Raw genomic sequence first — 23,500 nt, 5'->3', positions numbered from 1 at the left:
GGAGGTGGACGCGCAGCAATGCGTGGAGCTGACCAGTACTAATCGGTCGAGGGCTTATCCTCCCGACTTTTCAACAGAAAAGTCACTTCGATGACGCGAAGAAATCGTTTCGGATCCGGTTTTCAAGGTGCAAACCTTGAGTGATGAAAGAGTAGTGGCAAACACTCGCGTTTGCTGCGCAAGAACTGTTTTGGAGAGATACCCAAGTGGCTATAAGGGGACCCTCTGCTAAGGGGTTAGACTGCGTTAGCGGTGCGAGGGTTCGAATCCCTCTCTCTCCGCCATTTCCTTCTATTATATAGGAGAGAATGTGGCATCTGTAATATGGCGGTGTAGCTCAGCTGGCTAGAGCGTACGGTTCATACCCGTGAGGTCGGGGGTTCGATCCCCTCCGCCGCTATTTTATCTTTATTCCCATGGAGGCTTAGCTCAGCTGGGAGAGCATCTGCCTTACAAGCAGAGGGTCGGGGGTTCGAACCCCTCAGCCTCCACCATATTATGCCGGTGTAGCTCAATTGGTAGAGCAACTGACTTGTAATCAGTAGGTTGGGGGTTCAAGTCCTCTCGCCGGCACCATTAATTGGCCTGGAACCGTGGTGTAGGGGTTAACATGCCTGCCTGTCACGCAGGAGATCGCGGGTTCAAATCCCGTCGGTTCCGCCATTTAATTCAATTTCATACGTTTTATCGTTACATTGTATGGCTCGGTAGCTCAGTCGGTAGAGCAGAGGACTGAAAATCCTCGTGTCGGCGGTTCGATTCCGTCCCGAGCCATCTTTTGTATTGTGGAGGCTTAGCGAAGTGGCCAAACGCAGCAGACTGTAAATCTGTTCTCTCCGAGTTCGGTGGTTCGAATCCATCAGCCTCCACCAGTTTTAAGAGCCATTAGCTCAGTTGGTAGAGCACCTGACTTTTAATCAGGGTGTCGAAGGTTCGAGTCCTTCATGGCTCATCTCAAAACCGTGTTTCGTTTCGGCGAAGCACGGTTTTTTGTGTTGTTATTATATGCTTCGACAGGCTGTTCCGAGGTGCCGATTAAGCTTTAACCCGGCTTATGATAAAATATAAAGAAAACGGATAGTGGAGGAGCCGGCTATGAATGTGCAGGAGATCCGAAGGAAACTGGAAACGATCGTTGAAAAGCCGGTGGAATTGATCCGGCTGACGAGCGAAGAATGGAGAGAAGCGCTTCTGTCCGAAGCGCACCAGGAACCCGGCGCGGATGAACGCACTCTCGAGCAGACGGAGGCCGCGGCTTTGCATACAGGCGCGGTTATCGGCGGCGCGACGCTGTTTGGCGGCATCTTCGGCGGCGCGGCGCAAAAAGAAGCCGTTTTCTTCCGGATCGAAGACGAGGGAATCGATCCTGCACAGCGCCGGCTGATCGGGCTGCTGGTGGAGGCTGCATTGAGCGGCGGAACCGATAGCGCGGCGAATGAAGAAACGGAGGTCCAGCAGCTTGGACGCTGGCTGACCGAGCAGTTGGAGCAGGAAACGTCGGTCGACGAACTGCCGGACCGGCTGCTGCTCAAAAGCCGTCTTTTTACGGAAATGATCCCGTTTCTGCTGATCTGTGAAGGCGCGCAGAACTCGCTCGGCGGCTATGAAGAGCTTCATCAGCTGCTGACGACTTTTCTGGAGCGCGATGTTATCGTCGTGCCGCTGCACGGACGCGAATGGCTGCTGCTGGTCGATCGGCTGGAGGTGCTCGAAGTATCGGAAGAGCGCGGCGAGGACGAGGAGTCCGACCGGGAGCTGCTGCAGGCGTTCGGGTTAGGTCTATATGAATTGATTGCGAGCGAATGGACGGGCATTTTCAATCTGTCCGTCGCCGAGCCGCTTCAGCCGGCCCACGGCCTTGTGGCGGCTCTGCGGATCCTGCGCGAAAGCGTGTTTCTCGGCAGGACGTTTCATGTCACGCGAAACGTGCATCTGCCCTGGGATCTGGGTTTGGAGCGACTGGTCAACAGTATCCCGATCGATCAGCGGCTGTCTTTTATGGAGAATGTACTGGGGCGGGAAGACGTACTGTCCGATTCGGAGCTGCTGACGACGCTGGAAACTTTTTTTCAAATGAACTGCAATGTAAGCGAAACGGCCAAGCGGCTGTACATCCACCGCAACACGCTGATCTACCGGCTGGACAAGGTCAAACACGAGACGGGGCTCGACGTTCGTAACTTCGGAGACGCCGTTTTGATGAAGCTGGCTTTGCTATTGGATAAAGTGACAAAAGACTGAGCGGATTTTTGTGCAGTTTGCGGATAGCCAGGAAAGCGTATTCAGGGTAATATGGTAGCAGGTCGAATAAAGCAACTCAGCTCCATACACATATCCTTAAATACAGGGAGGCAACAATCAATGGCTGGTGTACGCTTAGAACATATCTACAAGAAATACGCAGGTTCCGACAAAGCAACGGTAATCGACGTTAATCTCGATATTAAAGACAAAGAATTCCTCGTGCTGGTCGGTCCTTCCGGCTGCGGGAAATCGACGACTCTGCGCATGATCGCGGGTCTGGAAGAAATCTCCGAAGGCAAACTGTATATCGGCGACCGCGTGGTCAACGACGTGGCTCCGAAAGACCGCGATATCGCGATGGTATTCCAGTCTTACGCCCTGTATCCGCACATGGACGTATACTCGAACATGGCCTTCGGTCTGAAACTGCGTAAAGTCAAAAAAGACGAAATCGAGAAACGCGTGCGCGAAGCGGCGAGAATTCTCGATATCGAGCACCTGCTTGAACGCAAACCGAAAGCTCTCTCCGGCGGTCAACGTCAACGGGTAGCTCTGGGCCGCGCAATCGTCCGCGATCCGCAGGTCTTCCTGATGGACGAACCTCTCTCCAACCTGGATGCGAAGCTGCGCGGTCAGATGCGCGCGGAAATCACCAAGCTGGTTAAGAGACTCGAAACCACCTGTATCTACGTAACGCACGACCAGATCGAAGCCATGACCATGGGCGATCGGATCGTCGTTATGAAAGACGGCATCATTCAACAGGCGGCTCCGCCGGAAGAACTGTACAACAACCCGACGAATATCTTCGTTGCCGGCTTTATCGGTTCCCCGACAATGAACTTCATCAACGGCAAACTGGCCGATCAAGGCGGAGCGCTGCACTTCCAGGCTCAAGGCCTCGACGTTGAAGTGCCTCGCGGCAAAGCGCAGGTTCTGCGCGATAAAGGCCTGGTAGGCAAAGACGTTATCCTGGGTCTGCGTCCGGAAGATATTCACGAAGAGCCGGTATTCCTGGAAGCTTCGCCGAACACGATCTTCGCGGCCAATGTCGAAGTTACCGAGAACCTCGGCCACGAAATGCTGCTTTACCTGAGCGGCCTTGGCGGCGACACGACGATCGCACGTGTAGACGGACGTTCGAGCGTGCGCGAAGGATCGCAGATCAGACTTGCAATCGACATGAACAAAGTACACGTCTTCGACAGAGAGTCCGAAGTTAACGTCTTCTACGACGTACAATAATTTCGACGCTGTCTCGACTTGAACATCGGGCCGCCCTTCGGGGCGGCTTTTTGTTTCCGCCGGTATGGCGACCTGGCATTGCTTTCAACCCGTATTTCCTTTACGATGAATGAGATAGGGGTAAAAGCTGTACGTTTCCATACCGGAATACAGAACGACCATGAGACAGGAGAAGGGAAGAATACGGAATGGCTAAAAAGGTAAAGGTGTCCGAGCTGGTTCAGCAATTTCAGTTCGAGGTCGTATCGGGCGAGAAGGGGCTGCGCCGTCCGATCGCCGTCGACGATTTGAATCGGCCGGGGCTCGAAATGGCCGGATACTTCGAGTATCATTCGCCGGAGCGCATTCAACTGCTGGGCAAGACCGAGCTGACTTTTTATCATATGCTGTCGAAAGAAGACAAACTGGACCGGATGAGCCGGCTCTGTAACGAGGAGACGCCGTGCATTATCGTCACCCGGTCTTTTGACGTGCCGGAAGAACTGATTCAGCTTGGAGCGGAACGCGATATTCCCGTGCTGCGCAGCGGCATGTCGACGACCAGTCTGTCCAGCCGCGTAACCGATTTCCTGGAGCGCAAGCTGGCTCCGACGACGACGATCCACGGCGTGCTGGTCGACGTATACGGGGTCGGTATCATTATTACCGGCAGCAGCGGCATCGGCAAGAGCGAAACGGCGCTGGAATTGGTCAAGCGAGGCCACCGGCTGATCGCCGACGATGCCGTGGAAATCCGCCAGAGCGCGGATAACCAGCTCGACGGCACGGCGCCGGAGCTGATCCGCCACCTGCTCGAAATCCGCGGGGTCGGCATCATCAATGTGATGACGCTGTTCGGAGCGGGCGCAATCCGCAACCATAAGCGGATCACGCTGGTCGTTCGCCTGGAGAACTGGCAGCCGGACAAGCAGTACGACCGTCTGGGACTCGACGAAGAAACGACGCGCATCATCGATACGGATGTGCCGCTCGTGACCGTGCCGGTCCGTCCGGGCCGAAACCTGGCGGTGATTATCGAAGTGGCGGCGATGAACTTCCGGTTGAAACGGATGGGCTTCAATGCGGCGCAGCAGTTTACGCACAAATTGACGGCGACGATCGCCGACGATATGGACGATCTGGACTAAGGGGGAAGAAGCATGGGGGCACTTCTGGCGATCAATCCGATCGCCTTCAATATCGGCCCGCTGGCCGTACACTGGTACGGACTGATTCTGGGACTCGGCGCCGTGGTCGGCATGCTGATTGCCATGCAGGAGGGCAAGCGCTTCGGTCTTCCGCCGGAGCTGTTTATGGACATTCTGCTGTTCGGCGTGCCGTCCGCGGTCATCTGCGCGCGGATCTACTACGTCGCGTTCCAGTGGGACCAGTACAAGGACAATCCGCTTAAAGTCTTCGCGATCTGGGAAGGCGGAATCGCGATCTACGGCGCGCTGATCGGCGCAGTACTGTGCGCGATTATCTATACGCGGATCAAAGGTTACAGCTTCTGGCGAATCGCCGACCTCTGCGCGCCGGGCCTGTTGGCCGGCCAGCTGATCGGCCGCTGGGGCAACTTCGTCAATCAGGAAGCGTACGGCGGCGAGACGACCGAAGGCTTTCTGCGGAACTCGCTGCATCTGCCGGACTTCATCGTCAACCAGATGAATATCCAGGGCGTTTATCATCATCCGACATTCCTGTACGAATCGTGTTGGAACCTGCTCGGGATTATCCTGATCTTTATTATCCGCCGCCGCAAATTCGTGCGCGCGGGCGAAATCTTTATCGGCTACTTTATCTGGTACGCAATCGGCCGCTTCTTTATCGAAGCGCTGCGCACCGACAGCCTGGCGTTCCAGGGACCGGACTGGCTGGCTTCGTTTATCCATACGCTGTGGACGCCGATGACCTGGTTCGGTTTTCAGGAGGGTTATCTCGATCCGGCTTACGGCAACGTCCGCATCTCGCAGCTGCTGGCGATCGTATTCTTCGTCGTCGCGATTGCGCTGATTATCGTGCGCCGCAAGAACGGGCAGGCCAACATCCGCTATTCCGATCCGATTGTCTCTTCCAAAGCGGAAACCGCGCTGCCGGCCGTCGACGACCGCCATCGCGTGGAAACTTCGGAAGCGTCCGACGCCGATCTTGCCGATACGCGGCGGATCGACACGCTGCGCGGAGCGTCCGGCGCCGATACAAAGCCGGTTTCGGACGAGTCTACGGAAACCCGGGTATACGGAAGCGATAAAGAATCGCCGTCCGTCCGGTCCGAACAAGATCGACGCAAGGAGTGAATACAGCATGAGCGGCACAATAAAAACGGTCCTGTTCGATCTGGACGGCACGATTATCGATACCAACCAGCTTATTATCGATTCGTTTATGCATACGATGAGCGATATTCCGCTGACGCGGGAAACGATTATTCCGCATATGGGCACAACGCTTCAGAACCAGCTGCGCGTGTTCTCCGGTCTTCAGGATGTCGCCGAATTGGAGAAAGCGTACCGGACTTACAATCTGGCGCATCACGACGCGATGGTCAAACCGTTTCCGCATGTGCAGGAAGTCGTGCAAAACCTGCACGCGGCCGGTATCCGTCTCGGCGTGGTGACCACCAAGATCCGGCCCACCAGCATGAAGGTGCTGGAGATGTTCGATCTGTACCGCTACATGGACGCGGTCGTCACCGTCACCGACGTGACGCATCCCAAGCCGCACGCCGAACCGGTGCTCAAAGCGCTGGAGCAGCTCGGCGCGAGCAAGGAAACGGCGCTGATGGTCGGCGACAGTCCGGCGGATATCAAGTCGGCGCAGAATGCCGGCGTGCGCGCCGCCGCCGTCGCCTGGTCGCTCAAAGGCGAGCAGACGCTGTCCGGCTACAATCCGGATTATATGCTGCGCGATATGCGGGACCTGTATGCGCTGACCGGAACGGAGCGGGTGCAGTCATGAGAAGAACGGAACGCCGTTTCGTCGACGAAGGCCCGAACGCGCTGCGCCAGATTTACAAGACGGTCAGCCCGTGGAAAGGTGTCAAAAACTTCGTGTTTATCCAGCTTGCTCGCTACTGCCCGATCCTGGAACTGAAAAATTGGATCTACCGCCGTATCCTCCACATGAAAGTGGGCCGGGATACGGCTTTCGGGCTTATGGTCATGGTCGATGTGTTTTTTCCGGAAAAGATTACGATCGGACGCAATACGGTGATCGGCTACAATACGACCATCCTGGCGCACGAGTACCTGATCCGCGAATACCGGCTCGGCGAGGTCGTGATCGGGGACGAGGTGATGATCGGGGCCAACTCGACGATTCTGCCCGGCGTCACGATCGGGGACGGCGCGGTGGTCGCGGCCGGATCGGTCGTGCACCGGGACGTGGACGCGGGGACGTTCGTCGGCGGCAATCCGCTGCGGGTGCTGGAGCGCAAGACGCCGGAGCAGCCGAATTAATTAATATTTTCTGAAAAAACCGGAAAACGGCACACCGACTGCCTTCTTCGGTTTATAATTGCGAAGGAAGCAACAAGCAGAAGAAGGGAGCAGTAAAGGTGAGTTCGGTTTCAATCAAGAAAGAAAGGCTGCCGCAGCTCGATACTTTCCGCGCACTGGCTATTCTGGGTGTTCTTCATGTGCACTCGACGTCCTTTGCCACTGTGGAATCGGTGAATTTGAAAGCTTTTTATCTGATCAATTTTCTTAACGCGTTTTTCAGATATGGTACGCCTTCGTTTATCATGCTGAGCAGTTTCGTGTTGTTCTACAATTACTTCAGTCGTCCGGTAAACGGCAAGCTGGTCGGAGGGTTCTACAAAAAGCGGATGCTGTACATCCTGCTGCCGTACGTGCTGATCTCCGCCGTGTATTTTATTTACAAGATGCATGTGGCGGGTACGCTCGGGACGCAGGAGTTCTCCGAAATGCTGCCGCGCTACTGGAAAAACCTGCGTGAAGGCACGGCGTATACGCATCTGTATTTCGTGTACATCAGTGTGCAGTTCTATATCCTGTTCCCGCTGATGCTGATCCTGTTCAAGTCCTCCAAATGGATTGCGCGCTGGGCGATTCCGATCGGCCTGCTGCTCCAGTGGGGCTTCGTGTTCTGGAACAAATACGATTTGCAGTACGCGACCAAAGGCAGCCTTGCGATCACCTACTTGTCTTACTATATGATGGGCGCGTTCCTCGCGATCCATTTCGACAAGGTGCGCAGCTGGATGATGAACGATTTCAAAGACCTGTCCGCCAAAGCGAAGTTCTGGAATACGGTCCTGTGGATCTCGTGGTTTGCGGTCGTGGTCGTGGACGTCTGGTTCTATCAGGAAGTGCGGCTGCACGGCCTGGTCGCCAATTCGCTCTACTACGAGCTGATCTGGAATGTGCATACGCTGCTCACGGCGCTGGTGCTGATGCGAGTCTCGTTCCTGCTGTACCGCAGAGCGCCGAAGTGGATCGTCAAAGGATTGACGCGGCTCGGGGAGCTGTCGTTTGCCGTGTATCTGGTCCACCCGCTCGTGCTGGGCTATTACCGCGATACGAAAGACTGGTTCTTCAGCCATGTGCATCTGGGTTCGGTATCGTATTTCCTGTGGGTCTACGGCGGCCTGCTCAGCGCGCTGATCGTGTCCTGGATCGTCACGCAGTCCATTCTGCGCTGGATCCCGGGGGCGTGGGTGCTGCTGGGCAACGTCCCGGCTTCTCTGCGTAAAAAGAAGACGGGTCCCGCGGCGCCGGCGACGGCGACCGAACGGAACGTCTGAGCATGGAGGCCGCGCGGCGCGGCTTGCGGGGACCTACGCCCGCGGCACGCGCCGCGCAGGGAGCGGGGGAAAGCTTGGAGACTCCGCCGGCCGCGCGCAAAGTCTGAATATTCCAAAGCCCTTTTCCGCCTGCCGCGGATAAGGGCTTTCTTGTTTTACGTACAAAGCAGAGCCCGATTGACTCCGCCCGCCGGGAAATGCTAATATAGGCGTACGCTTTATTTTGTTACCATGTTATCACTGTACCATATTAAAGCGGTTGAAGTTGAGAATACTTGATTCCGGTTGGAAAAGACCGGACGAAGCGAATTCCGAAGTTGCCCCGGAGAGGGCTTTTCGATATGGTGGGTATAGATGAAGAGAGAGGCTGGGGCCGGACCGGAATCCGGATCCTGCCGAAAGTAACCGACAGGGGTGAACGAAGTGTCCAAACCGAAAGGCTTTGAAAAACCGGCGGGCGTCCGCGACTATCTGCCGCGCGCGGCGAAGCGGCTGCGCCGGATCGAACGCAGCGTGCTGGACTGCATGGCGAACTGGGGCTACAATCCGATCAAGACGCCGACGATGGAATATTACGATACGGTGGGCATCGCGAGTTCCACATCGGACCGCAAGCTGTACAAGCTGCTCAACAACCGCGGGCAGACGCTGGTGCTGCGCTCGGACATGACCGCGCCGATTGCGCGTGTTGCCTCTTCGCTGCTGCGCGAGGAGCCGCTGCCGCTGCGGCTCTCGTACCACGCGAACGTGTTCCGCGCAATCGAAGAAGAAGCGGGACGCGAAGCGGAGTTCTTCCAGACCGGCGTCGAGCTGGTCGGGGACAGCACGCCGGAGGCGGACGCCGAGGTGGTGGCGCTGGCGATTGCTTCGCTCCGGGCCGCCGGCGTGAAATCGTTCCGATTCGCGCTCGGGCATGTCGGGTTCTTGAACGGGCTGTTCGACGAGGCGCTGCCCGGCCGCGAGGAGGACCAGCTGGCGCTGAAAGAGCGCCTGCTGCACCGCGATTACGTCGGCTTCCGCGAAGCCGCCGGCGCGCTCGGTCTTGGGCCCGAGCAGCAGAGCGAGCTGGAGGGCATCCTGCGGCTGCGCGGCGGCCGCGAGGTATGTGAGCAGGCGGCAAAGCTCAGCCGCCACCCGCTCGCGCTGGAGTCGCTGCGGCATCTGTGCAGCGTATGGGAAGCGCTGGACGACTACGGCGTGTCCGAGCATGTACTGATCGATCTGACGATGATCGGGGATTTCTCGTATTATACGGGCATGGTGTTCGAAGGCTACGCCGCCGAACTGGGCTTCCCGGTATGCAGCGGCGGGCGCTACGACAATCTGCTGCGGCAGTTCGGCCGGGACGTGCCGGCGACGGGCTTCGCGCTCAAGACCAGCCGGATCCTGGACGGCGTGGAATATTCGGACGCCGACGAAGAGCGGCCGGTACTGATCGTGTACGACGCGCCGCGCCGCGCGGAAGCGCTGGCCGAAGCGCGCCGGCTGCGCGGCGAAGGCCGGGCGGCGGTGACGCGGCTGAATGCGGAGCCTGGCGCAGCGGCGGGAGCGCCGGCCGATGACGGCGGCGCGATAGGCCGCGTAACTGCGGCGCGTCCGGTAATCGGGCCGGACGACCAAGCGGAGGCTTGGGCCGCCGCAGGCGGCGCGGAGCCGGAAGGCCAGGCGGCGCGATTCGCCGGCGGTCCCGGCGGCGCAGCGGCCCGGGACGCCGAGCCTCGGGTGATCGGCATTCCCGATCTTGTCGGCTCGGCTGCCGAGCCGGCAAGCGGAGAAGCGAGCGGCCGGTACAGCCGCGTGCTGCGCTTCACCGGCGAGAATCAGCCGGCGGGCAAGGACTGAGTCATAAGGTACTGTCAGCATGTGCGGGCATCCAAGAGGCAAACAAGCAAAATAGTGAGAATCGGAATTCCATGAAGCCTTCTTACAGCGTGCGATCATGGCGAGTCATCCGTGAGCGCGGCGGGCCGAACTTAACTTATAGCAATCAACGGCTTGTTTTGCTCGAACGCGAGGTTTACGTCCGAATGCTTTGTACGTGCTTGAAGGGCGAAGCGGGCCGAGACTTTAGGTATGGGTCGTGCACGAAGTCTCTGTCGGCGAATCTTGTATCTGTCGAGACAAGCTGCTAGGTTGCTTTTTTGACAACGTAGCGGCGGAATTTTGGTATCAGAAGCAGCTGCATTGCCGAAAAAGCAACCTGGAGCGGATTCGGGAGATCAAACAGCCGGTTTTGCACTTCTACATTGCTTAATAAGCAGCGTAACCATAATAAAATGTGTTTTTTGTACGGTACGTTGACTTTTTGTCAACGTAGCAATCAGGCCGGGCTGGACCGGCGCCGGTCTCTTGTCAACGCTAAAGGTACTGGATTTGAAAATATAACGTTTGAAGATATACCGTAAAGGAGGAGAAAACCATGACGGAAGCGCTGAAAGTCGCGATGCCGAAAGGGCGCATCTATAAAAAGGCTTCGCAGCTGTTCCGCGAGGCGGGTATCGTCATTCCGGACGATGTGGACGATTCGCGCCGGCTGGTGATTCCGATTCCGGAAGCGAATATGGAGTTTATTATGGCGAAGCCGGTCGATGTGCCGACCTACGTCGAGTACGGGGTGGCCGATATCGGCATCGTCGGCAAAGACGTGCTGCTCGAAGAGAACCGCGACGTGTACGAGCTGCTGGACCTGGGCATCGCGCGCTGCCGCATGTCGGTGATCGCGCTGCCGGACTGGCAGCCGGGCATCCATCTGCGCGTGGCGACCAAGTACCCGAACGTGGCGACGCGGTATTTCCGCGAGCAGGGCGAGCAGGTGGAAGTCATCAAGCTGAACGGCTCGATCGAGCTGGCGCCGCTGATCGGGCTGGCCGACCGGATCGTCGATATGGTCGAGACGGGGCAGACGCTCAAAGAAAACGGGCTGGTCGAACGCGAAAGCATCTTCGGCATTACCAGCCGCCTGATCGCCAACCGGGTCAGCTACCGGATGAAGAATACGGCGATCCAGGAATTGTGCGACCGGCTGGAAACGGTGATGCCGGGCACGGCGAAGGTTTGATGGCGGGACCGGGCAGCTTATAGATAGGATAGACGGCGGAGCGGACGATACAACGGCTTCGCCGCAAACGGACAGCGGGAGGAACGATCATGAAGATAGTACCGGCGGCGCAGTTCGATCTGCGCCGGGACGTGGAATACGGTTCGGAAGAGCAGATCGAGGCGGTCAAGAAGATCGTCGGCGATATCAAGGCCGAAGGCGACGCGGCGCTGCTGCGCTATACGGAAAGCCTCGACCGTACGAAGCTGGAAGCGTCTCGGCTTCGGGTGACGGACCGGGAACTGAAAGCGGCTTACGAACGGGTCGAGCCGTCTTTTGTCGAAGCGATCGCGGCCGCGGCGGCCAATATCCGCGCGTTCCACGAGAAGCAGAAGCGCAATTCCTGGATGGAACTGCAGCCGGACGGCAGCCTGCTGGGCCAGATTATCCGGCCGCTGCGACGGGTCGGCGTGTATGTGCCGGGCGGCAAAGCCGCCTACCCGTCCTCGGTGCTGATGAACGTGATTCCCGCCCAGGTGGCGGGCGTGCCGGAGATCGTCATGGTCACCCCGCCGGCGACGGGCGGCCGGGAAGGCATCGACCCGTATATTCTGGTCGCCGCCGCCGAAGCCGGCGTGACCGAGATCTACCGGGTCGGCGGCGCGCAGGCGATCGCCGCGCTGGCGTACGGCACCGCGAGCATCGATCGCGTGGACAAGATCTGCGGTCCCGGCAATATCTACGTCGCGCTGGCGAAGCGCGAAGTGTACGGGCTGGTCGATATCGACAGCCTGGCCGGACCGAGCGAGATCGTCGTCCTGGCGGACGAAACGGCCGACCCGGAATACGTGGCGGCCGACCTGCTGTCGCAGGCGGAGCACGACGAGCTGGCGTCGGCGATCCTCGTCGCGACGTCGGAGCGGCTGGCGGAATCCGTCGCCGCCGAGGTAGAACGGCAGCTTGCGCGGCTGCCGCGCGAAGCGATCGCGCGGGCTTCGGTCGAGAATTACGGCGCGATCATCGTGACCGGCAGCGTCGAGGAAGGCATCGACGTTGTGAACCGGCTGGCGCCGGAGCACCTGGAAGTCATGGTGCAAAGCCCGATCGATTACCTCGGCCTGATCGAGAACGCGGGCGCGATCTTTCTCGGGCCGTACAGCTCCGAGCCGGTCGGCGATTACTTCGCCGGTCCCAACCATATCATTCCGACGAACGGCACGGCGCGGTTCGCTTCGCCGGTCGACGTGGACGACTTTATCAAGAAATCGAGCCTGATCCAATACAGCAAGCAGGCGCTGCTCAAGAACGCCGCGACCATTATCGAGCTGGCCCGGCGCGAAGGGCTGGAAGGCCATGCGCGGGCGATCGAAGTGCGCGTGAACAAGGAAGGCGCATCGGCTCCTCGAAGCGAGTAAAGCGTATGAATGATAAATCGGCGCCTGCAATCGGGCTTCGCAAGAAGACGCTCCGACAAGCAGATGCGGCGAAGCCGACCGATTCAACGAAGCGGATTGATTCGGCCGACAAAGCGGCCGATCAGCATAGCGGCGGCAATTAACCAATACCGGAAAGCGGGGACATGATCCATGACGGAAGCCAATCAGGGAAACCGGGCGGGCGGAGGCGCGCGCAGCGCGAGCATCGCCCGCAAAACGAACGAGACGGATATCAAGCTGTCGTACGGCATCGACGGCACGGGCGTGTCGGAAATCTCGACAGGGGTGCCTTTTCTCAACCATATGCTCGATCTGTTCACCAAGCACGGGCAGTTCGACCTGAATGTCGACGCGGACGGGGATATCGATATCGACGATCACCATACGGTCGAGGATATCGGCATCTGCCTGGGCGCGGCGCTGCTGGAATCGCTCGGCGACAAACGCGGCATCAAGCGCTATGCGAACGTGTTTATCCCGATGGACGAAGCGCTGGCGCAGGTCGTGATCGACGTGAGCGGGCGGCCGCATTTCGAGTACCGCGCGGAGTATCCGTCGGCGCAGGTCGGCACTTTTTCGACGGAGATGGTGCACGAGTTCCTGTGGAAGTTCGCGCTGGAGTCGCGGATCACGCTGCACGTCATCGTGCACTACGGCCGCAACACGCACCATATGATCGAAGCGGTGTTCAAAGCGCTCGGCCGCGCGCTCGACGAAGCGACGTCGATCGACCCGCGCGTAACCGGCATCCCGTCCACGAAAGGAGTGCTCTAGCATGACGATCGCCATCGTCGACTACGGCATGGGCAATCTGCACAGCGTCAGCAAGGCGGTGGAGCGGCTCGGTTACGATTACCTGATTACCGGCGACGAACGCGAGATTCTGGAGTCGTCCGGCGTGCTGCTGCCCGGCGTGGGCGCTTTCGGCGACGCGATGAGCCATCTGCAAGATACCGGGCTCGATCTGACGGTGCGCAAAGCGGCGGGCGAAGGCAAACCGCTGCTCGGCATCTGCCTCGGCATGCAGCTGCTGTTCGACGGCAGCGACGAGCACGGGAAGCACGAAGGACTGGGACTGCTGCCGGGCCGTGCGGTGCGCTTCGAAGCAGGGGAGCTCAAAGTGCCGCATATGGGCTGGAACCGGCTGGACTTTGCGCGCGGCGGCGAGCCGCTGCTGGACGGGCTGGAGGAAGGACATGTCTACTTCGTGCACTCCTACCATGTTGAGCTGGGCGAACCCGGCGACCTGATCGCTTCGGCGGATTACGGGCTGCCGGTGACCGCGATCGTGGGGCGGGATAACGTCTACGGCATGCAGTTTCACCCCGAGAAAAGCGGCGAGCTCGGCATGAGCCTGCTGCGCAATTTCCTCAAGCTGTCCGAAGGACGGGCGCAGGCTTAGCCGGAACGGTTCGAATGAGGGGCTGCCGCGAACGGCCCGATTGTATTGTCGGCGCCGGGTCGGCAGGCAGAGCGAAGGTCAACAAGAAATAAGCGGTGGCGTCGGGAACAATGGCGATGACTAAAAGCGCGAACGCGCCGAAAAAGGAGAATGGACAGATGGCGGCATTTACGATCTATCCGGCGATCGATATCCGGGGCGGCAAGTGCGTACGGCTGCTTCAGGGCGATTACGATCAGGAAACGGTATTCAACGAAAGTCCGCTGGACGCGGCGAAGCAGTGGGAGTCGCTCGGCGGCAAATACGTGCATCTGGTCGATCTCGACGGGGCGAAAGCGGGACGTCCGGTCAACCACGAGCTGATCGGGAGCATCGCGTCGGCGCTGAACGTTCCGGTTCAGGTCGGCGGCGGGCTGCGCACGTTCGAAGACGTGGAGCTGCTGCTGTCGCTCGGCGTGAGCCGGGTGATCCTGGGCACGGCGGCGATCGAAGACAAAGTGTTTACCGAAAAAGTGCTGGCGCAGTACGGCGACCGCGCGGCGATCGGGATCGACGCGAGAAACGGCTTCGTGGCGACGCGCGGCTGGCTGGAAACGTCCGAAGTAAAAGCGGAAGATCTGGCGAAGGAGCTGGCGGACAAAGGCGCGGAAACGTTTATTTTTACCGATATTTCGCGCGACGGCATGATGAAAGGGCCGAATGTGGAAGCGATCCTCAGTCTGGCCAAAGCGTCCGGCAAAACGGTCATCGCGTCGGGCGGCGTCAGCGTGCAGAGCGATCTGGAGCGGCTGGCCGCGCACGCGGGCGACGGGATCGGCGGAGCGATCGTCGGCAAAGCGCTCTACACGGGCAGCATCGATCTGGCGGCGGCGCTGGAAGCAGTCGGGCGTTGAGGCAGCCTTTTTAGATAAAAAAGAATCCTGGAGGAGGAGCCGCATGCTCGCGAAACGAATTATTCCGTGTCTGGACGTAAAAGACGGACGCGTGGTCAAAGGAGTCAATTTCGTCAATCTGCGCGATGCCGGCGATCCGGTGGAGCTGGCCTCGGTCTACGATCGGGAAGGCGCCGACGAGCTGGTGTTTCTCGATATCTCCGCTTCGGTCGAAGGCCGGGCGACGATGGTCGAGGTGGTGCGCCAGACGGCGGGCGAGATCACGATTCCGTTTACGGTCGGAGGCGGCATCTCGCAGGTGGACGATATGAAGCGCATTCTGAGAGCGGGCGCGGACAAAACGGCGGTGAACACGGCGGCGGTGCTGCGGCCCGAACTGATCGCCGAGGGCGCGCGCCGGTTCGGCTCGCAGTGTATTGTGCTGGCGGTGGACGCCAAGTACAATCCCGAGTGGGAAGAATGGGAAGTGTACACGCACGGCGGACGCAAATCGACCGGCATCCGGGCGCTGGAGTGGGTGCGGCGCGCCGAAAGTTTGGGAGCGGGCGAGATCCTGCTGACCAGCATGGACGCGGACGGCACCAAAGACGGCTTCGATCTCGACCTGACCCGGGCCGTCTGCCGCGAAGTATCGGTGCCGGTGATCGCTTCGGGCGGCGCGGGCAAACCGGAACATTTCTACGACGTGTTTACGGAAGGCACGGCGGACGCGGGACTGGCGGCGACGATCTTCCACTACAAAGAAATTGCGATTCCGGATCTAAAGAATCGATTGAAGCAAAAAGGAGTCGAAATCAGATGACGAGAGAAAGCGATGTGACGGTGCCGGCGGAACAGTTTGCCGGGCAGGTCAAATGGGACGCGCAGGGGCTGGCCCCGGCGATCGTGCAGGACGCGAATACCAAAGAAGTGCTGACGCTGGCTTATATGAACGAGGAGTCGCTCAAGCGTTCGATACAGTCGGGCGAGACCTGGTTCTGGAGCCGTTCGCGGCAGGAATTCTGGCACAAAGGCGCGACGTCGGGCAATGTGCAGAAGATTGTCTCGCTCAGCTACGACTGCGACGGGGACGCGCTGCTGGTCGGCGTGCTGCCGGCCGGGCCGGCCTGCCACACGGGGCGGGTGAGCTGCTTTTTCAACAACGCGGAGCTGGAAAAGAACGCGGAAGCGGCGGGCGGCGGTACAGCCGAAGCGGAAAGCGAGCGCGTGCCGGGGCTTGAGCCGGAAAGCGGCGGAGCCGGAGCGGCAGACGGAGCAGGCGCCGCGGGAGCGAACGGGCGTTTCGACGTGCTGGCGGAGCTGGAAAGCATCATCGCGCAGCGGTATATCGAGCGGCCGGAAGGCGCGTACACGACGTACCTGTTCGAGAAAGGCATCGACAAGATTCTGAAAAAAGTCGGCGAAGAAACGGCGGAGTCGATTATCGCGGCCAAAAACGGCGACAACGACGAGCTGCAGCTCGAAGTCAGCGACCTGATCTACCATCTGCTGGTGCTGCTCGAAGAGCGCAAGCTGCCGCTGGACCGGATTATGGACGAACTGGCGCGCCGGCACGAGCGGCCCCGCCGCGACTGACGGTTCGCCGCCGCGGGGGCGGGAACGAACGGGAAAAAGGAATAGAGGCGGGCAGGCGCTCCGGGCGGCTTTTTGAGGAAGCGGCCGCATGGAGAGCTTGGACCGCTTTTTTGACGAGAGGAGAGGGTACCCGCATGTTGATCGATTACCATACCCATCACGAGCGCTGCGGACACGCGGTCGGCAAGCTGGAGCAGTACGTGCGGCGCGGCATCGAACTGGGCCTCGGGCAGCTCGGGCTGTCGGACCATATGCCGCTGATCCACGTCGATCCGGCGAATTATTACCCGGAGATGGCGATGCCGATGGACGAACTGCCGAGATATGTCGAGGAAGTGCTGGCGCTCAAAGAGAAATATAAAGGCCAAATCGAGCTCAAGCTCGGCCTGGAAGGCGATTATATCTCGGGCTGGGAAGAGCAGATCGAGCGGATCGTGCACGCGTATCCTTGGGATTACGTGATCGGCTCGGTGCATTTTCTCGGCGAATGGGACGTGACGGATTATCGCCAGACCGCCGGCTGGGAAGGCCGCGATCCGCTGGAAGTATATGCGGAGTATTACGAAGCGATCGGCCGCGCGGCGGAAACGGGATTCTACGATATCATCGGCCATTTCGACGTCATCAAGCGCTTCGGTTTCGCGCCCCCGGCGGAGCAGGGCGAGCAGAGGTCGGAGCTGGAAGAACGAGCCCTGCATCGCATCGCCCGAAACGGCATCGTCATGGAGCTGAACGCGTCGGGATTGACCAAGCCGTGCGCGGAAATGTTCCCGTCGGAGCGTCTGCTGCGCCGCGCGATCGAACTCGGCATCCCGCTGACGCTGGGCTCGGACGCGCACGATCCGGCCAAGCTGTCGGAGAACCTGGATGTCGCGCGGGCGCAGCTGCTCGGCCTCGGCGTGCATGAAGTAGCGACGTTCGACCGCCGGAAGCGGACAATGATTGCGCTGACGGAGTAGGTTGGAGCGGCGGGGAAGCGCCGAGGAGCAGTGAAGCACAGCAGGGGGCAGGATGAAGTTAAAAGGGGAACAAAGGGAATAAGCAGTTTAAACAGGCTGAGCGGTGCGAATATGCCGAGCAGGGAAGCAGGGAAGCAGGAAGAGCAGTGACAGCAGGAAGAGCAGTGAAAGAGGATTGAAAAGGAGAGAAATAAGCACGCCGACTTTGTTTCGCTTTTAGGGCGTGTCTTCAAACCTACCGAAGTGCATCTTTAGCTGCTTTTTTGTCCGCTAATGAACCGTACCTAAAGCGTGTACGCTTCATTCAACGCCGCGTCACGTTCCCTTGACTTGCCCCGGCATGCCTTCGGAAAAGTTCCTTGCATCAAACGAAAATTCAGCCGAATCTGCTTCCTTCGAGGTTTGAAGACACGCCACAGGCCGCCGGGAAGATCCGGCGGCTTTTTCCCGTATCTAAAATGACGTTCACCGGGAGCGCGAGTTCGAGGATCTATATTCAAGGTGAAAGCAGAGGGAAACGCATTGTTCAGATGAAATGTTGCGTACGCGCATCATTTTTTTCGATGATCGTTCCGAATATAAGCAATGTTGCGGATGTGCATCATTTTCGGCCTTGTTTGACCTATAGAGCGAAAAATCGTTGAAAATGATGTATGTGAGCAGCAATATCTTGGATATAGCCTCTTTCCCGCCGAAAATGATGCGCTCCTGCAACATTCTCTTCTCGTTGCGCTTTGTGCTCGTCACAGCGGAAGCATAGGCTAACGAATTTCTCCCGCAGCCCTTGAGCTTCTTCTGCGGATAGGATTTTCTCGCTAACTCGTCCCCCCTCAATTTTTCAAAACAACCTTACTTTTGCCGCTCCGCCGATTGGGGTATAATCAAGGCAAGTTCATGAAATCCGCGAGGCGGAGAAGATAAGAAGGCAAGACGATCGCAAAGTATCGGCGAAAATCATTCAAGAAGATTCGGGAGGGCGACATGCAGCACAGGATGCGTATATTTTCGGGATCGTCCAATCCGGGCCTGGTGGACCGGATTTGCGACAATCTGGGCGTTACGCCCGGCAAGGTCAAGCTGACCAAATTCAAAAGCGGCGAGAGTTATGTCCATTATGAAGAAAGCATCCGCAACCTGGATGTGTTTCTGGTTCAATCGCTGTCCCATCCGATCAACGAGCATTTTGTCGAACTGCTCGTCATGATCGACGCGGCCAAGCGGGCCTCGGCGCGAACGGTGAATGTGGTGATCCCGTATTACGGTTATGCGCGCCAGGAGCGCAAAGCGGCGCCTCGCGAGCCGATCTCGGCCAAGATGGTCGCCGACGTGCTGACGACGGCGGGCGCGACCCGGGTCGTGACGATCGAGCTGCACGCGGCCGCGATTCAGGGATTCTTCAATATCCCGGTCGATCATCTGACGACGCTCGATCTGATCGCCGAATATCTGCGCAGCAAAAATATTACCGATCCGGTCGTCGTATCGCCGGACGCGGGCCGGGCGAAGCTGGCGGAGAAGCTCGCGAACCGGCTCGATTCGCCGGTCGCGATCATGCTCAAGAAGCGGCCTTCGCACAACGAAGCGATGATTACGCACGTGATCGGCGAAGTGGAAGGGCGCACCCCGATCATTATGGAAGACTTGATCGACACGGGTTCGACCATCCTCAAGGTTGTCGAAGGATTGAAAGAGCGCAACGCCAAAGACCCGATCGTCTGCGCGACGCACGGCGTTTTCTCGGACGGAGCGCTGCAGCGTCTGGACCATCCGAGCATCCAGGAAGTGGTCATTACCGATTCGATCGCGCTGCCGGAAGACCATTCGGAGCGCTTCACGGTACTGCCGGTCGCGCCGATGCTGTCCAGGGCGATTCGCATTATTCTCGAAGGCGGATCGCTCGCGACGCTGTTCAGCGATTCGGGGATCTGAAGCCCGCCGGCGCCGCGAGAAGCGTTTGGCCGCGCGGCGCGCGGGCTGCCTATTTTATTGGGGAGCCTCCGGGAATTGTGTTATACTGTCTGGGATGTATTTTCCGGCTCGAAGGCCGGGGATGCACGATGGGAGATTGGGTTTTTTTGGGGCGTGTACGTCCTAGCAGCCAATAAAGGGGGCCTTGCTCAGGTGAACGGGAACTATCGGCGTGAAGAAGGACCGCGCGGCAACGTGGTTTCTTTATCGATGGACGAGAATTTCTTCTTCGAAAGAGCCGTCCAAGCGCTGGATCGCTACCAATATGACAAGGCGTTGAAATATTTTCGCAAGGCGGTCGAACTCGAACCGGGAAATCCGGTGAATCACTGCAATATGGCGGGTATATTATCGGAGACGGGCGATTACGAAGCGTCCAACGCCGTGCTGCTGCATGTATTGGAAGAAGTGGACCCGGCCATGACGGAGTGCCGCTTCTATATGGCGAACAACTTTGCCAATATGGAGCGATTCGAAGACGCGGAAAAAGCGCTGCTCGATTATCTGGAAGCGGACGATTCGGGGCAGTTCCTGAGCGAAGCGGACGAGATGATCGAGCTGCTCCAGATCGAGCTGGGACGCCAGGTGCGCGAGCACAGCGTCAAAGCGAGATGGGGCGCGGACCGTCACGACCGGGCGCGGGCGATGCTGGAGGAAGGGCGCTTCGCGGAGTCGGCGGATATGCTGGAGAATCTGCTGCAGCAGTATCCGGACTTCGCGGCCGCGTCCAACAATCTGGCGCTGGCTTATTATTATATGGGCTTGTCGAACAAAGCGCTGGAGATCGTGGAAGGCGTGCTTCAGCGCGATCCGGGCAATCTGCACGGGCTCTGCAACCTGGCGATCTTTCGCCGCCATTCGGGCGCCGAAGGCGCGGAGGAAGCGGAACTGCTGGCCCGCAGGCTGACGGGAATCGTGCCGTTTCATCGCGAGCATGCGTTCAAGCTGGCGACGACGCTGGGCATTCTCGGCGAGCACGAGGCGGCGTATTCGCATTTTCGCCGCCTGCTGGCCGGAACCGAAGCGTCCGACGACGCGTCGGTTTATCATTACTGCGCCGTGGCCGCCGTGCAGAGCGGCCGGCTGGACCAGGCGGAGCGTCTGTGGAAGCAGACGCTGAAGCTCGACCCGGACGCCGAAGCGGCGGCGTACTATTTGGGCCGCCTGCCGGAGTGGCGGCTGACCGGCCGCGTGGAGCCGGTCAGTTATCACTACCGGCTGGAGGCGCTGCGCCGGTCGGAGCTGTGGAAGCGCTGGGAGGAGCGGGCGCCGGAGGATACGCCGGCGATTCGCGCCGCGCTGCTCCGGACGCTGCGCGGCGGCGAGACCGAGGACAAGCGGCGCGCGATTCAAGCGTGCCGGCAGTTCGCGGACGAAGAGATGCAGGCCGCGCTGCGCGGCCTGGCAGAGGACGGCGGCGAGCCGGACGAACTGCGCGAGCTGGCGCGCGCCGCGCTCGGCCCGCCTGCGGAAGACGCCGAGGCTCCGGACGAAGAGCCGGAGCTGTCGGCATCGCCGCGCTTCTCCCGGGAGCCGGCGGAACTGCCGGTGTGGGAGAAGCGCTGGCAGGACGTGCTGGACACGGCGATCCGCGCTTCGTGCGCGCCGGGCGATTTCGGGCTGCGCCGCGATCTGGAGGCGCTGTGGACCGACTTTCTGCGCCGGATGTATCCGGAGGTGCCGGCCATCTCCTATGTGGAGGGCTGGGCCGCGGCGCTGGATTATCTGAACGGCAAGCTGCATCGCGTGTCTTCGACTTACGAAGAGATCGGCCGCCGCTACGGCGTATCGGCCTCGACCGTGGGGCGCTATGTCAAACGTATGGACCAGGTATGCGGCATCAAGGAACGGATGCCGATACCCGGAAGAGATCATCGAAAAGGGCTTTGAGCGCTCTTTTTGCTATTACAAGGAGGATGTCTGTATGCATAGAACAGTAGTAATCGGAACCGGACCTTCCGGTCTGACGGCGGCGATCTATCTGGCCCGCGCCAACCTGAACCCGATCGTGATCGAAGGGCTTCAACCGGGCGGACAGCTGACGACGACGACCGAAATCGAGAACTTCCCGGGCTTCCCGCAGGGGATCATGGGACCGGAATTGATGGATAATATGCGCAAGCAGGCGGAGCGCTTCGGCGCGCAATTCGTCAACGGCTGGGTCGACGCGGTCGACTTCTCGCAGCGTCCGTTCAAGATCACCGTTGAAGGTTCCGATACGATCGAAGCGGATTCGGTCATTATTTCGACCGGCGCTTCGGCCCGCTACCTCGGCATCCCGGGCGAACAGGACAATATCGGCCGCGGCGTGAGCACCTGTGCGACGTGCGACGGATTCTTTTTCCGCGGCAAAAAGCTGATCGTCATCGGCGGCGGCGATTCCGCGATGGAAGAAGCCAGCTTCCTGACCCGTTTCGCGACGGACGTCAAAGTGGTTAACCGCCGCGACGAGCTGCGCGCTTCGAAGATCATGCAGGACCGCGCGCGCGAAAACGAGAAAGTCAGCTGGGCGCTCAACCGCAAACCGCTTGAAGTGGTGGCGGGCGAGACCGGCCTCAAAGGGCTGAAAGTGCTCAACAACGAGACCGGCCAGGAAGAATTGATCGAAGCGGACGGCGTGTTCGTGGCGATCGGCCATACGCCGAACACGACGTTCCTGCAGGGGCACGTCGAGCTGGACGGACACGGCTACGTGGTCGTGAAGCCGGGTACGACGGAAACGAATATCCCGGGCGTCTTCGCCTGCGGCGACGTGCAGGATACGAAGTACCGCCAGGCGATCACGGCTGCGGGCAGCGGCTGCATGGCGGCGATGGACTGCGAGAAATATCTCGAAGGCAGCGTCGTGCACGACTGGAGCGAAACGCTGGACCGCTAAAAGAAAAAACAACGCAGAACGCGCAGACGGGACTCCGTAACGGACCCTTTCGTCGGCGCGTTCTTTTTTTAACGAACAAGAACTTTTTCAAGAAATAAAAGCGAAAGGAGGCGGGCGGATGGCGTATGGAGAGCAAAAAGGCGGTCCCGACCGCCGCTATCTGAGAAGCGCCGAGCTGCTGCGGGAGCGGATCGAGTCGATGGACGTGTACCCGTTCTCGCTGCCCGCGGTGCGCGCGCTGGAGAATATCGAGTTTCACGGCAGGGTCACGTATCTGATCGGCGAGAACGGAGTCGGCAAATCGACGCTGCTCGAAGCAATCGCGACCGCGTGGGGGTTCAATCCCGAAGGCGGCACGCTCAACTTCAATTTCGCGACGGCGGAAACGCATTCCCCGCTGCACCGGCATATCCGGCTGGTTCGGGGCGCGGCGCGTCCGAAAGACGGGTTCTTTTTCCGCGCGGAGAGCTACTATAATGTGGCGACGACGATCGACGAGCTGGACAAAGAACCGTGCAGCGGCGGCAGGATCATCGACAGCTACGGCGGACGCTCGCTGCACGAGCAGTCGCACGGGGAAGCTTTTTTCGCGACGTTTATGAACCGGTTCGGTTCGAACGGCCTGTATATTCTCGACGAGCCGGAAGCGGCGCTGTCTCCCGTGCGGCAGCTGGCGATGCTTACCCGGATTCACGAGCTGGCGCGCAGCGGCGGGCAGTTTATCATCTCCACCCACTCCCCGCTGCTGATGGCTTATCCTGACTCGCGGCTGTACAGCCTGACCGCCGGCGGCATTCGGGAGCGCAAGGTGGAGGAAACGGAGCATTATATCGTCACGCGGGAGTTTCTCAACAACCGGGAAAAAATGCTGGAGGAACTGCTGCAAGGCAGCGATCCGGAATCGGAGTAAGCGGTTTACGCATAGCCATGGAGACGTATGATGAAAGAAGCGCGTTTGGACAAGCGGGGAAACCGCCGGTCCGGCGCGCTTTTTTATACGAAAAATAAACTTTGTGCGTCAAATCACAAGTTGAGAAATAGCCGCGTGATAAAGTCGGGATGAGAATGGTTTTCACGCAAATTTGAACGGATTCGGCGGTCACGGATCGCGGTCCGGTA

19 protein-coding genes, 8 tRNA genes and 1 pseudogene are annotated in these 23,500 nt (G+C 59.4%); all 28 read left to right on the top strand.

Translation table 11 applies throughout. The features are described 5' to 3' along the window. Window positions 1–192: 192 nt before the first annotated feature. The 28 genes and pseudogenes from QWJ34_RS25485 (at window position 193) to QWJ34_RS25350 (ending at window position 23,291) form a co-directional block, all read left to right on the top strand. Window positions 193–284, top strand: a tRNA-Ser gene (locus QWJ34_RS25485). Between the two features lie 42 nt (window positions 285–326). After that, window positions 327–400: transfer RNA gene (locus tag QWJ34_RS25480), tRNA-Met, on the top strand. 18 nt (window positions 401–418) lie between these two features. Further along, window positions 419–494, top strand: a tRNA-Val gene (locus QWJ34_RS25475). A 6-nt stretch (window positions 495–500) separates the two neighbouring features. Beyond that, window positions 501–576, top strand: a tRNA-Thr gene (locus tag QWJ34_RS25470). Between the two features lie 11 nt (window positions 577–587). Beyond that, a tRNA-Asp gene (locus QWJ34_RS25465) sits at window positions 588–663 on the top strand. Window positions 664–701: 38 nt separating this feature from the next. Further along, a tRNA-Phe gene (locus tag QWJ34_RS25460) sits at window positions 702–774 on the top strand. 13 nt (window positions 775–787) lie between these two features. Then, window positions 788–872 (top strand) — tRNA-Tyr (locus QWJ34_RS25455). A gap of 7 nt (window positions 873–879) precedes the next feature. Then, window positions 880–952 (top strand) — tRNA-Lys (locus QWJ34_RS25450). Between the two features lie 143 nt (window positions 953–1,095). After that, entirely contained in the window at window positions 1,096–2,241 is a 1,146-nt protein-coding gene (locus QWJ34_RS25445; RefSeq protein WP_302731905.1) for a PucR family transcriptional regulator, read from the top strand. Between the two features lie 120 nt (window positions 2,242–2,361). After that, the gene (locus tag QWJ34_RS25440) at window positions 2,362–3,489 is read left to right on the top strand and encodes an ABC transporter ATP-binding protein (RefSeq protein WP_302731904.1); all 1,128 of its coding nucleotides are present in this window, start codon (window positions 2,362–2,364) and stop codon (window positions 3,487–3,489) included. A gap of 188 nt (window positions 3,490–3,677) precedes the next feature. Then, window positions 3,678–4,616 (top strand): HPr(Ser) kinase/phosphatase, encoded by a 939-nt coding sequence (hprK, locus tag QWJ34_RS25435; protein ID WP_302731903.1) that lies wholly within the window; start codon window positions 3,678–3,680, stop codon window positions 4,614–4,616. A 12-nt stretch (window positions 4,617–4,628) separates the two neighbouring features. After that, entirely contained in the window at window positions 4,629–5,765 is a 1,137-nt protein-coding gene (lgt, locus tag QWJ34_RS25430) for a prolipoprotein diacylglyceryl transferase (protein ID WP_302731902.1), read from the top strand. A 7-nt stretch (window positions 5,766–5,772) separates the two neighbouring features. Beyond that, complete coding sequence (gene ppaX / locus QWJ34_RS25425) at window positions 5,773–6,426, top strand: pyrophosphatase PpaX (RefSeq protein WP_302731901.1); 654 nt, start codon at window positions 5,773–5,775, stop codon at window positions 6,424–6,426. Continuing rightward, window positions 6,423–6,926: an acyltransferase gene (locus tag QWJ34_RS25420; RefSeq protein ID WP_302731900.1), complete on the top strand. Its 504-nt coding sequence runs from the start codon at window positions 6,423–6,425 to the stop codon at window positions 6,924–6,926. Before ppaX ends, QWJ34_RS25420 begins: the two co-directional genes overlap by 4 nt. Before the next feature lie 98 nt (window positions 6,927–7,024). Then, window positions 7,025–8,233 carry an acyltransferase gene (locus QWJ34_RS25415; protein WP_302731899.1) on the top strand — a complete coding sequence of 403 codons (1,209 nt, stop codon included), beginning with the start codon at window positions 7,025–7,027 and terminating at the stop codon, window positions 8,231–8,233. A gap of 423 nt (window positions 8,234–8,656) precedes the next feature. Continuing rightward, a pseudogene (locus QWJ34_RS25410) lies at window positions 8,657–9,766 on the top strand (ATP phosphoribosyltransferase regulatory subunit); the annotation flags it as partial. 886 nt (window positions 9,767–10,652) lie between these two features. Then, on the top strand, window positions 10,653–11,291 hold the full coding sequence (gene hisG, locus QWJ34_RS25405) for an ATP phosphoribosyltransferase (protein ID WP_302731898.1): 639 nt from the start codon (window positions 10,653–10,655) through the stop codon (window positions 11,289–11,291). An 89-nt stretch (window positions 11,292–11,380) separates the two neighbouring features. Continuing rightward, a complete protein-coding gene (hisD, locus tag QWJ34_RS25400) occupies window positions 11,381–12,685 on the top strand; it encodes a histidinol dehydrogenase (protein WP_302731897.1) in 1,305 nt (434 codons plus the stop codon). A 171-nt stretch (window positions 12,686–12,856) separates the two neighbouring features. Next, window positions 12,857–13,480 carry an imidazoleglycerol-phosphate dehydratase HisB gene (gene hisB, locus QWJ34_RS25395; protein WP_302731896.1) on the top strand — a complete coding sequence of 208 codons (624 nt, stop codon included), beginning with the start codon at window positions 12,857–12,859 and terminating at the stop codon, window positions 13,478–13,480. 1 nt (window position 13,481) lies between these two features. Then, window positions 13,482–14,108 (top strand): imidazole glycerol phosphate synthase subunit HisH, encoded by a 627-nt coding sequence (gene hisH / locus QWJ34_RS25390; RefSeq protein WP_302731895.1) that lies wholly within the window; start codon window positions 13,482–13,484, stop codon window positions 14,106–14,108. A gap of 158 nt (window positions 14,109–14,266) precedes the next feature. After that, window positions 14,267–15,001, top strand: a complete 735-nt coding sequence (gene hisA, locus QWJ34_RS25385) for a 1-(5-phosphoribosyl)-5-[(5-phosphoribosylamino)methylideneamino]imidazole-4-carboxamide isomerase (protein WP_302731894.1) — start codon at window positions 14,267–14,269, stop codon at window positions 14,999–15,001. A gap of 43 nt (window positions 15,002–15,044) precedes the next feature. After that, the gene (gene hisF, locus QWJ34_RS25380) at window positions 15,045–15,803 is read left to right on the top strand and encodes an imidazole glycerol phosphate synthase subunit HisF (protein WP_302731893.1); all 759 of its coding nucleotides are present in this window, start codon (window positions 15,045–15,047) and stop codon (window positions 15,801–15,803) included. Further along, the gene (gene hisIE, locus QWJ34_RS25375; RefSeq protein WP_302731892.1) at window positions 15,800–16,576 is read left to right on the top strand and encodes a bifunctional phosphoribosyl-AMP cyclohydrolase/phosphoribosyl-ATP diphosphatase HisIE; all 777 of its coding nucleotides are present in this window, start codon (window positions 15,800–15,802) and stop codon (window positions 16,574–16,576) included. Before hisF ends, hisIE begins: the two co-directional genes overlap by 4 nt. 134 nt (window positions 16,577–16,710) lie before the next feature. Beyond that, window positions 16,711–17,535: a histidinol-phosphatase HisJ gene (gene hisJ, locus QWJ34_RS25370; RefSeq protein ID WP_302731891.1), complete on the top strand. Its 825-nt coding sequence runs from the start codon at window positions 16,711–16,713 to the stop codon at window positions 17,533–17,535. Between the two features lie 981 nt (window positions 17,536–18,516). Beyond that, entirely contained in the window at window positions 18,517–19,464 is a 948-nt protein-coding gene (locus QWJ34_RS25365; RefSeq protein ID WP_302731890.1) for a ribose-phosphate diphosphokinase, read from the top strand. A gap of 192 nt (window positions 19,465–19,656) precedes the next feature. Continuing rightward, a complete protein-coding gene (locus QWJ34_RS25360; RefSeq protein ID WP_368047170.1) occupies window positions 19,657–21,393 on the top strand; it encodes a tetratricopeptide repeat protein in 1,737 nt (578 codons plus the stop codon). A 34-nt stretch (window positions 21,394–21,427) separates the two neighbouring features. Further along, entirely contained in the window at window positions 21,428–22,381 is a 954-nt protein-coding gene (gene trxB, locus QWJ34_RS25355) for a thioredoxin-disulfide reductase (protein WP_302731889.1), read from the top strand. Window positions 22,382–22,499: 118 nt separating this feature from the next. After that, the gene (locus tag QWJ34_RS25350; RefSeq protein WP_483314305.1) at window positions 22,500–23,291 is read left to right on the top strand and encodes an AAA family ATPase; all 792 of its coding nucleotides are present in this window, start codon (window positions 22,500–22,502) and stop codon (window positions 23,289–23,291) included. Window positions 23,292–23,500 lie beyond the last annotated feature (209 nt).

The organism is Saccharibacillus sp. CPCC 101409, from assembly GCF_030518235.1.
Lineage (GTDB): Bacteria > Bacillota > Bacilli > Paenibacillales > Paenibacillaceae > Saccharibacillus.
The sequence above is the reverse complement of the archived record's forward strand: the minus strand, read 5'-3'. Positions and strand labels throughout refer to the sequence as shown.

Coding starts and splice junctions, on each gene's coding strand:
- QWJ34_RS25445 (WP_302731905.1), top strand. CDS start 1,096: ATGAATGTGCAGGAGATCCGAAGGAAACTGGAAACGATCGTTGAAAAG.
- QWJ34_RS25440 (WP_302731904.1), top strand. CDS start 2,362: ATGGCTGGTGTACGCTTAGAACATATCTACAAGAAATACGCAGGTTCC.
- hprK (WP_302731903.1), top strand. CDS start 3,678: ATGGCTAAAAAGGTAAAGGTGTCCGAGCTGGTTCAGCAATTTCAGTTC.
- lgt (WP_302731902.1), top strand. CDS start 4,629: ATGGGGGCACTTCTGGCGATCAATCCGATCGCCTTCAATATCGGCCCG.
- ppaX (WP_302731901.1), top strand. CDS start 5,773: ATGAGCGGCACAATAAAAACGGTCCTGTTCGATCTGGACGGCACGATT.
- QWJ34_RS25420 (WP_302731900.1), top strand. CDS start 6,423: ATGAGAAGAACGGAACGCCGTTTCGTCGACGAAGGCCCGAACGCGCTG.
- hisG (WP_302731898.1), top strand. CDS start 10,653: ATGACGGAAGCGCTGAAAGTCGCGATGCCGAAAGGGCGCATCTATAAA.
- hisD (WP_302731897.1), top strand. CDS start 11,381: ATGAAGATAGTACCGGCGGCGCAGTTCGATCTGCGCCGGGACGTGGAA.
- hisB (WP_302731896.1), top strand. CDS start 12,857: ATGACGGAAGCCAATCAGGGAAACCGGGCGGGCGGAGGCGCGCGCAGC.
- hisH (WP_302731895.1), top strand. CDS start 13,482: ATGACGATCGCCATCGTCGACTACGGCATGGGCAATCTGCACAGCGTC.
- hisA (WP_302731894.1), top strand. CDS start 14,267: ATGGCGGCATTTACGATCTATCCGGCGATCGATATCCGGGGCGGCAAG.
- hisF (WP_302731893.1), top strand. CDS start 15,045: ATGCTCGCGAAACGAATTATTCCGTGTCTGGACGTAAAAGACGGACGC.
- hisIE (WP_302731892.1), top strand. CDS start 15,800: ATGACGAGAGAAAGCGATGTGACGGTGCCGGCGGAACAGTTTGCCGGG.
- hisJ (WP_302731891.1), top strand. CDS start 16,711: ATGTTGATCGATTACCATACCCATCACGAGCGCTGCGGACACGCGGTC.
- QWJ34_RS25365 (WP_302731890.1), top strand. CDS start 18,517: ATGCAGCACAGGATGCGTATATTTTCGGGATCGTCCAATCCGGGCCTG.
- trxB (WP_302731889.1), top strand. CDS start 21,428: ATGCATAGAACAGTAGTAATCGGAACCGGACCTTCCGGTCTGACGGCG.
- QWJ34_RS25350 (WP_483314305.1), top strand. CDS start 22,500: ATGGCGTATGGAGAGCAAAAAGGCGGTCCCGACCGCCGCTATCTGAGA.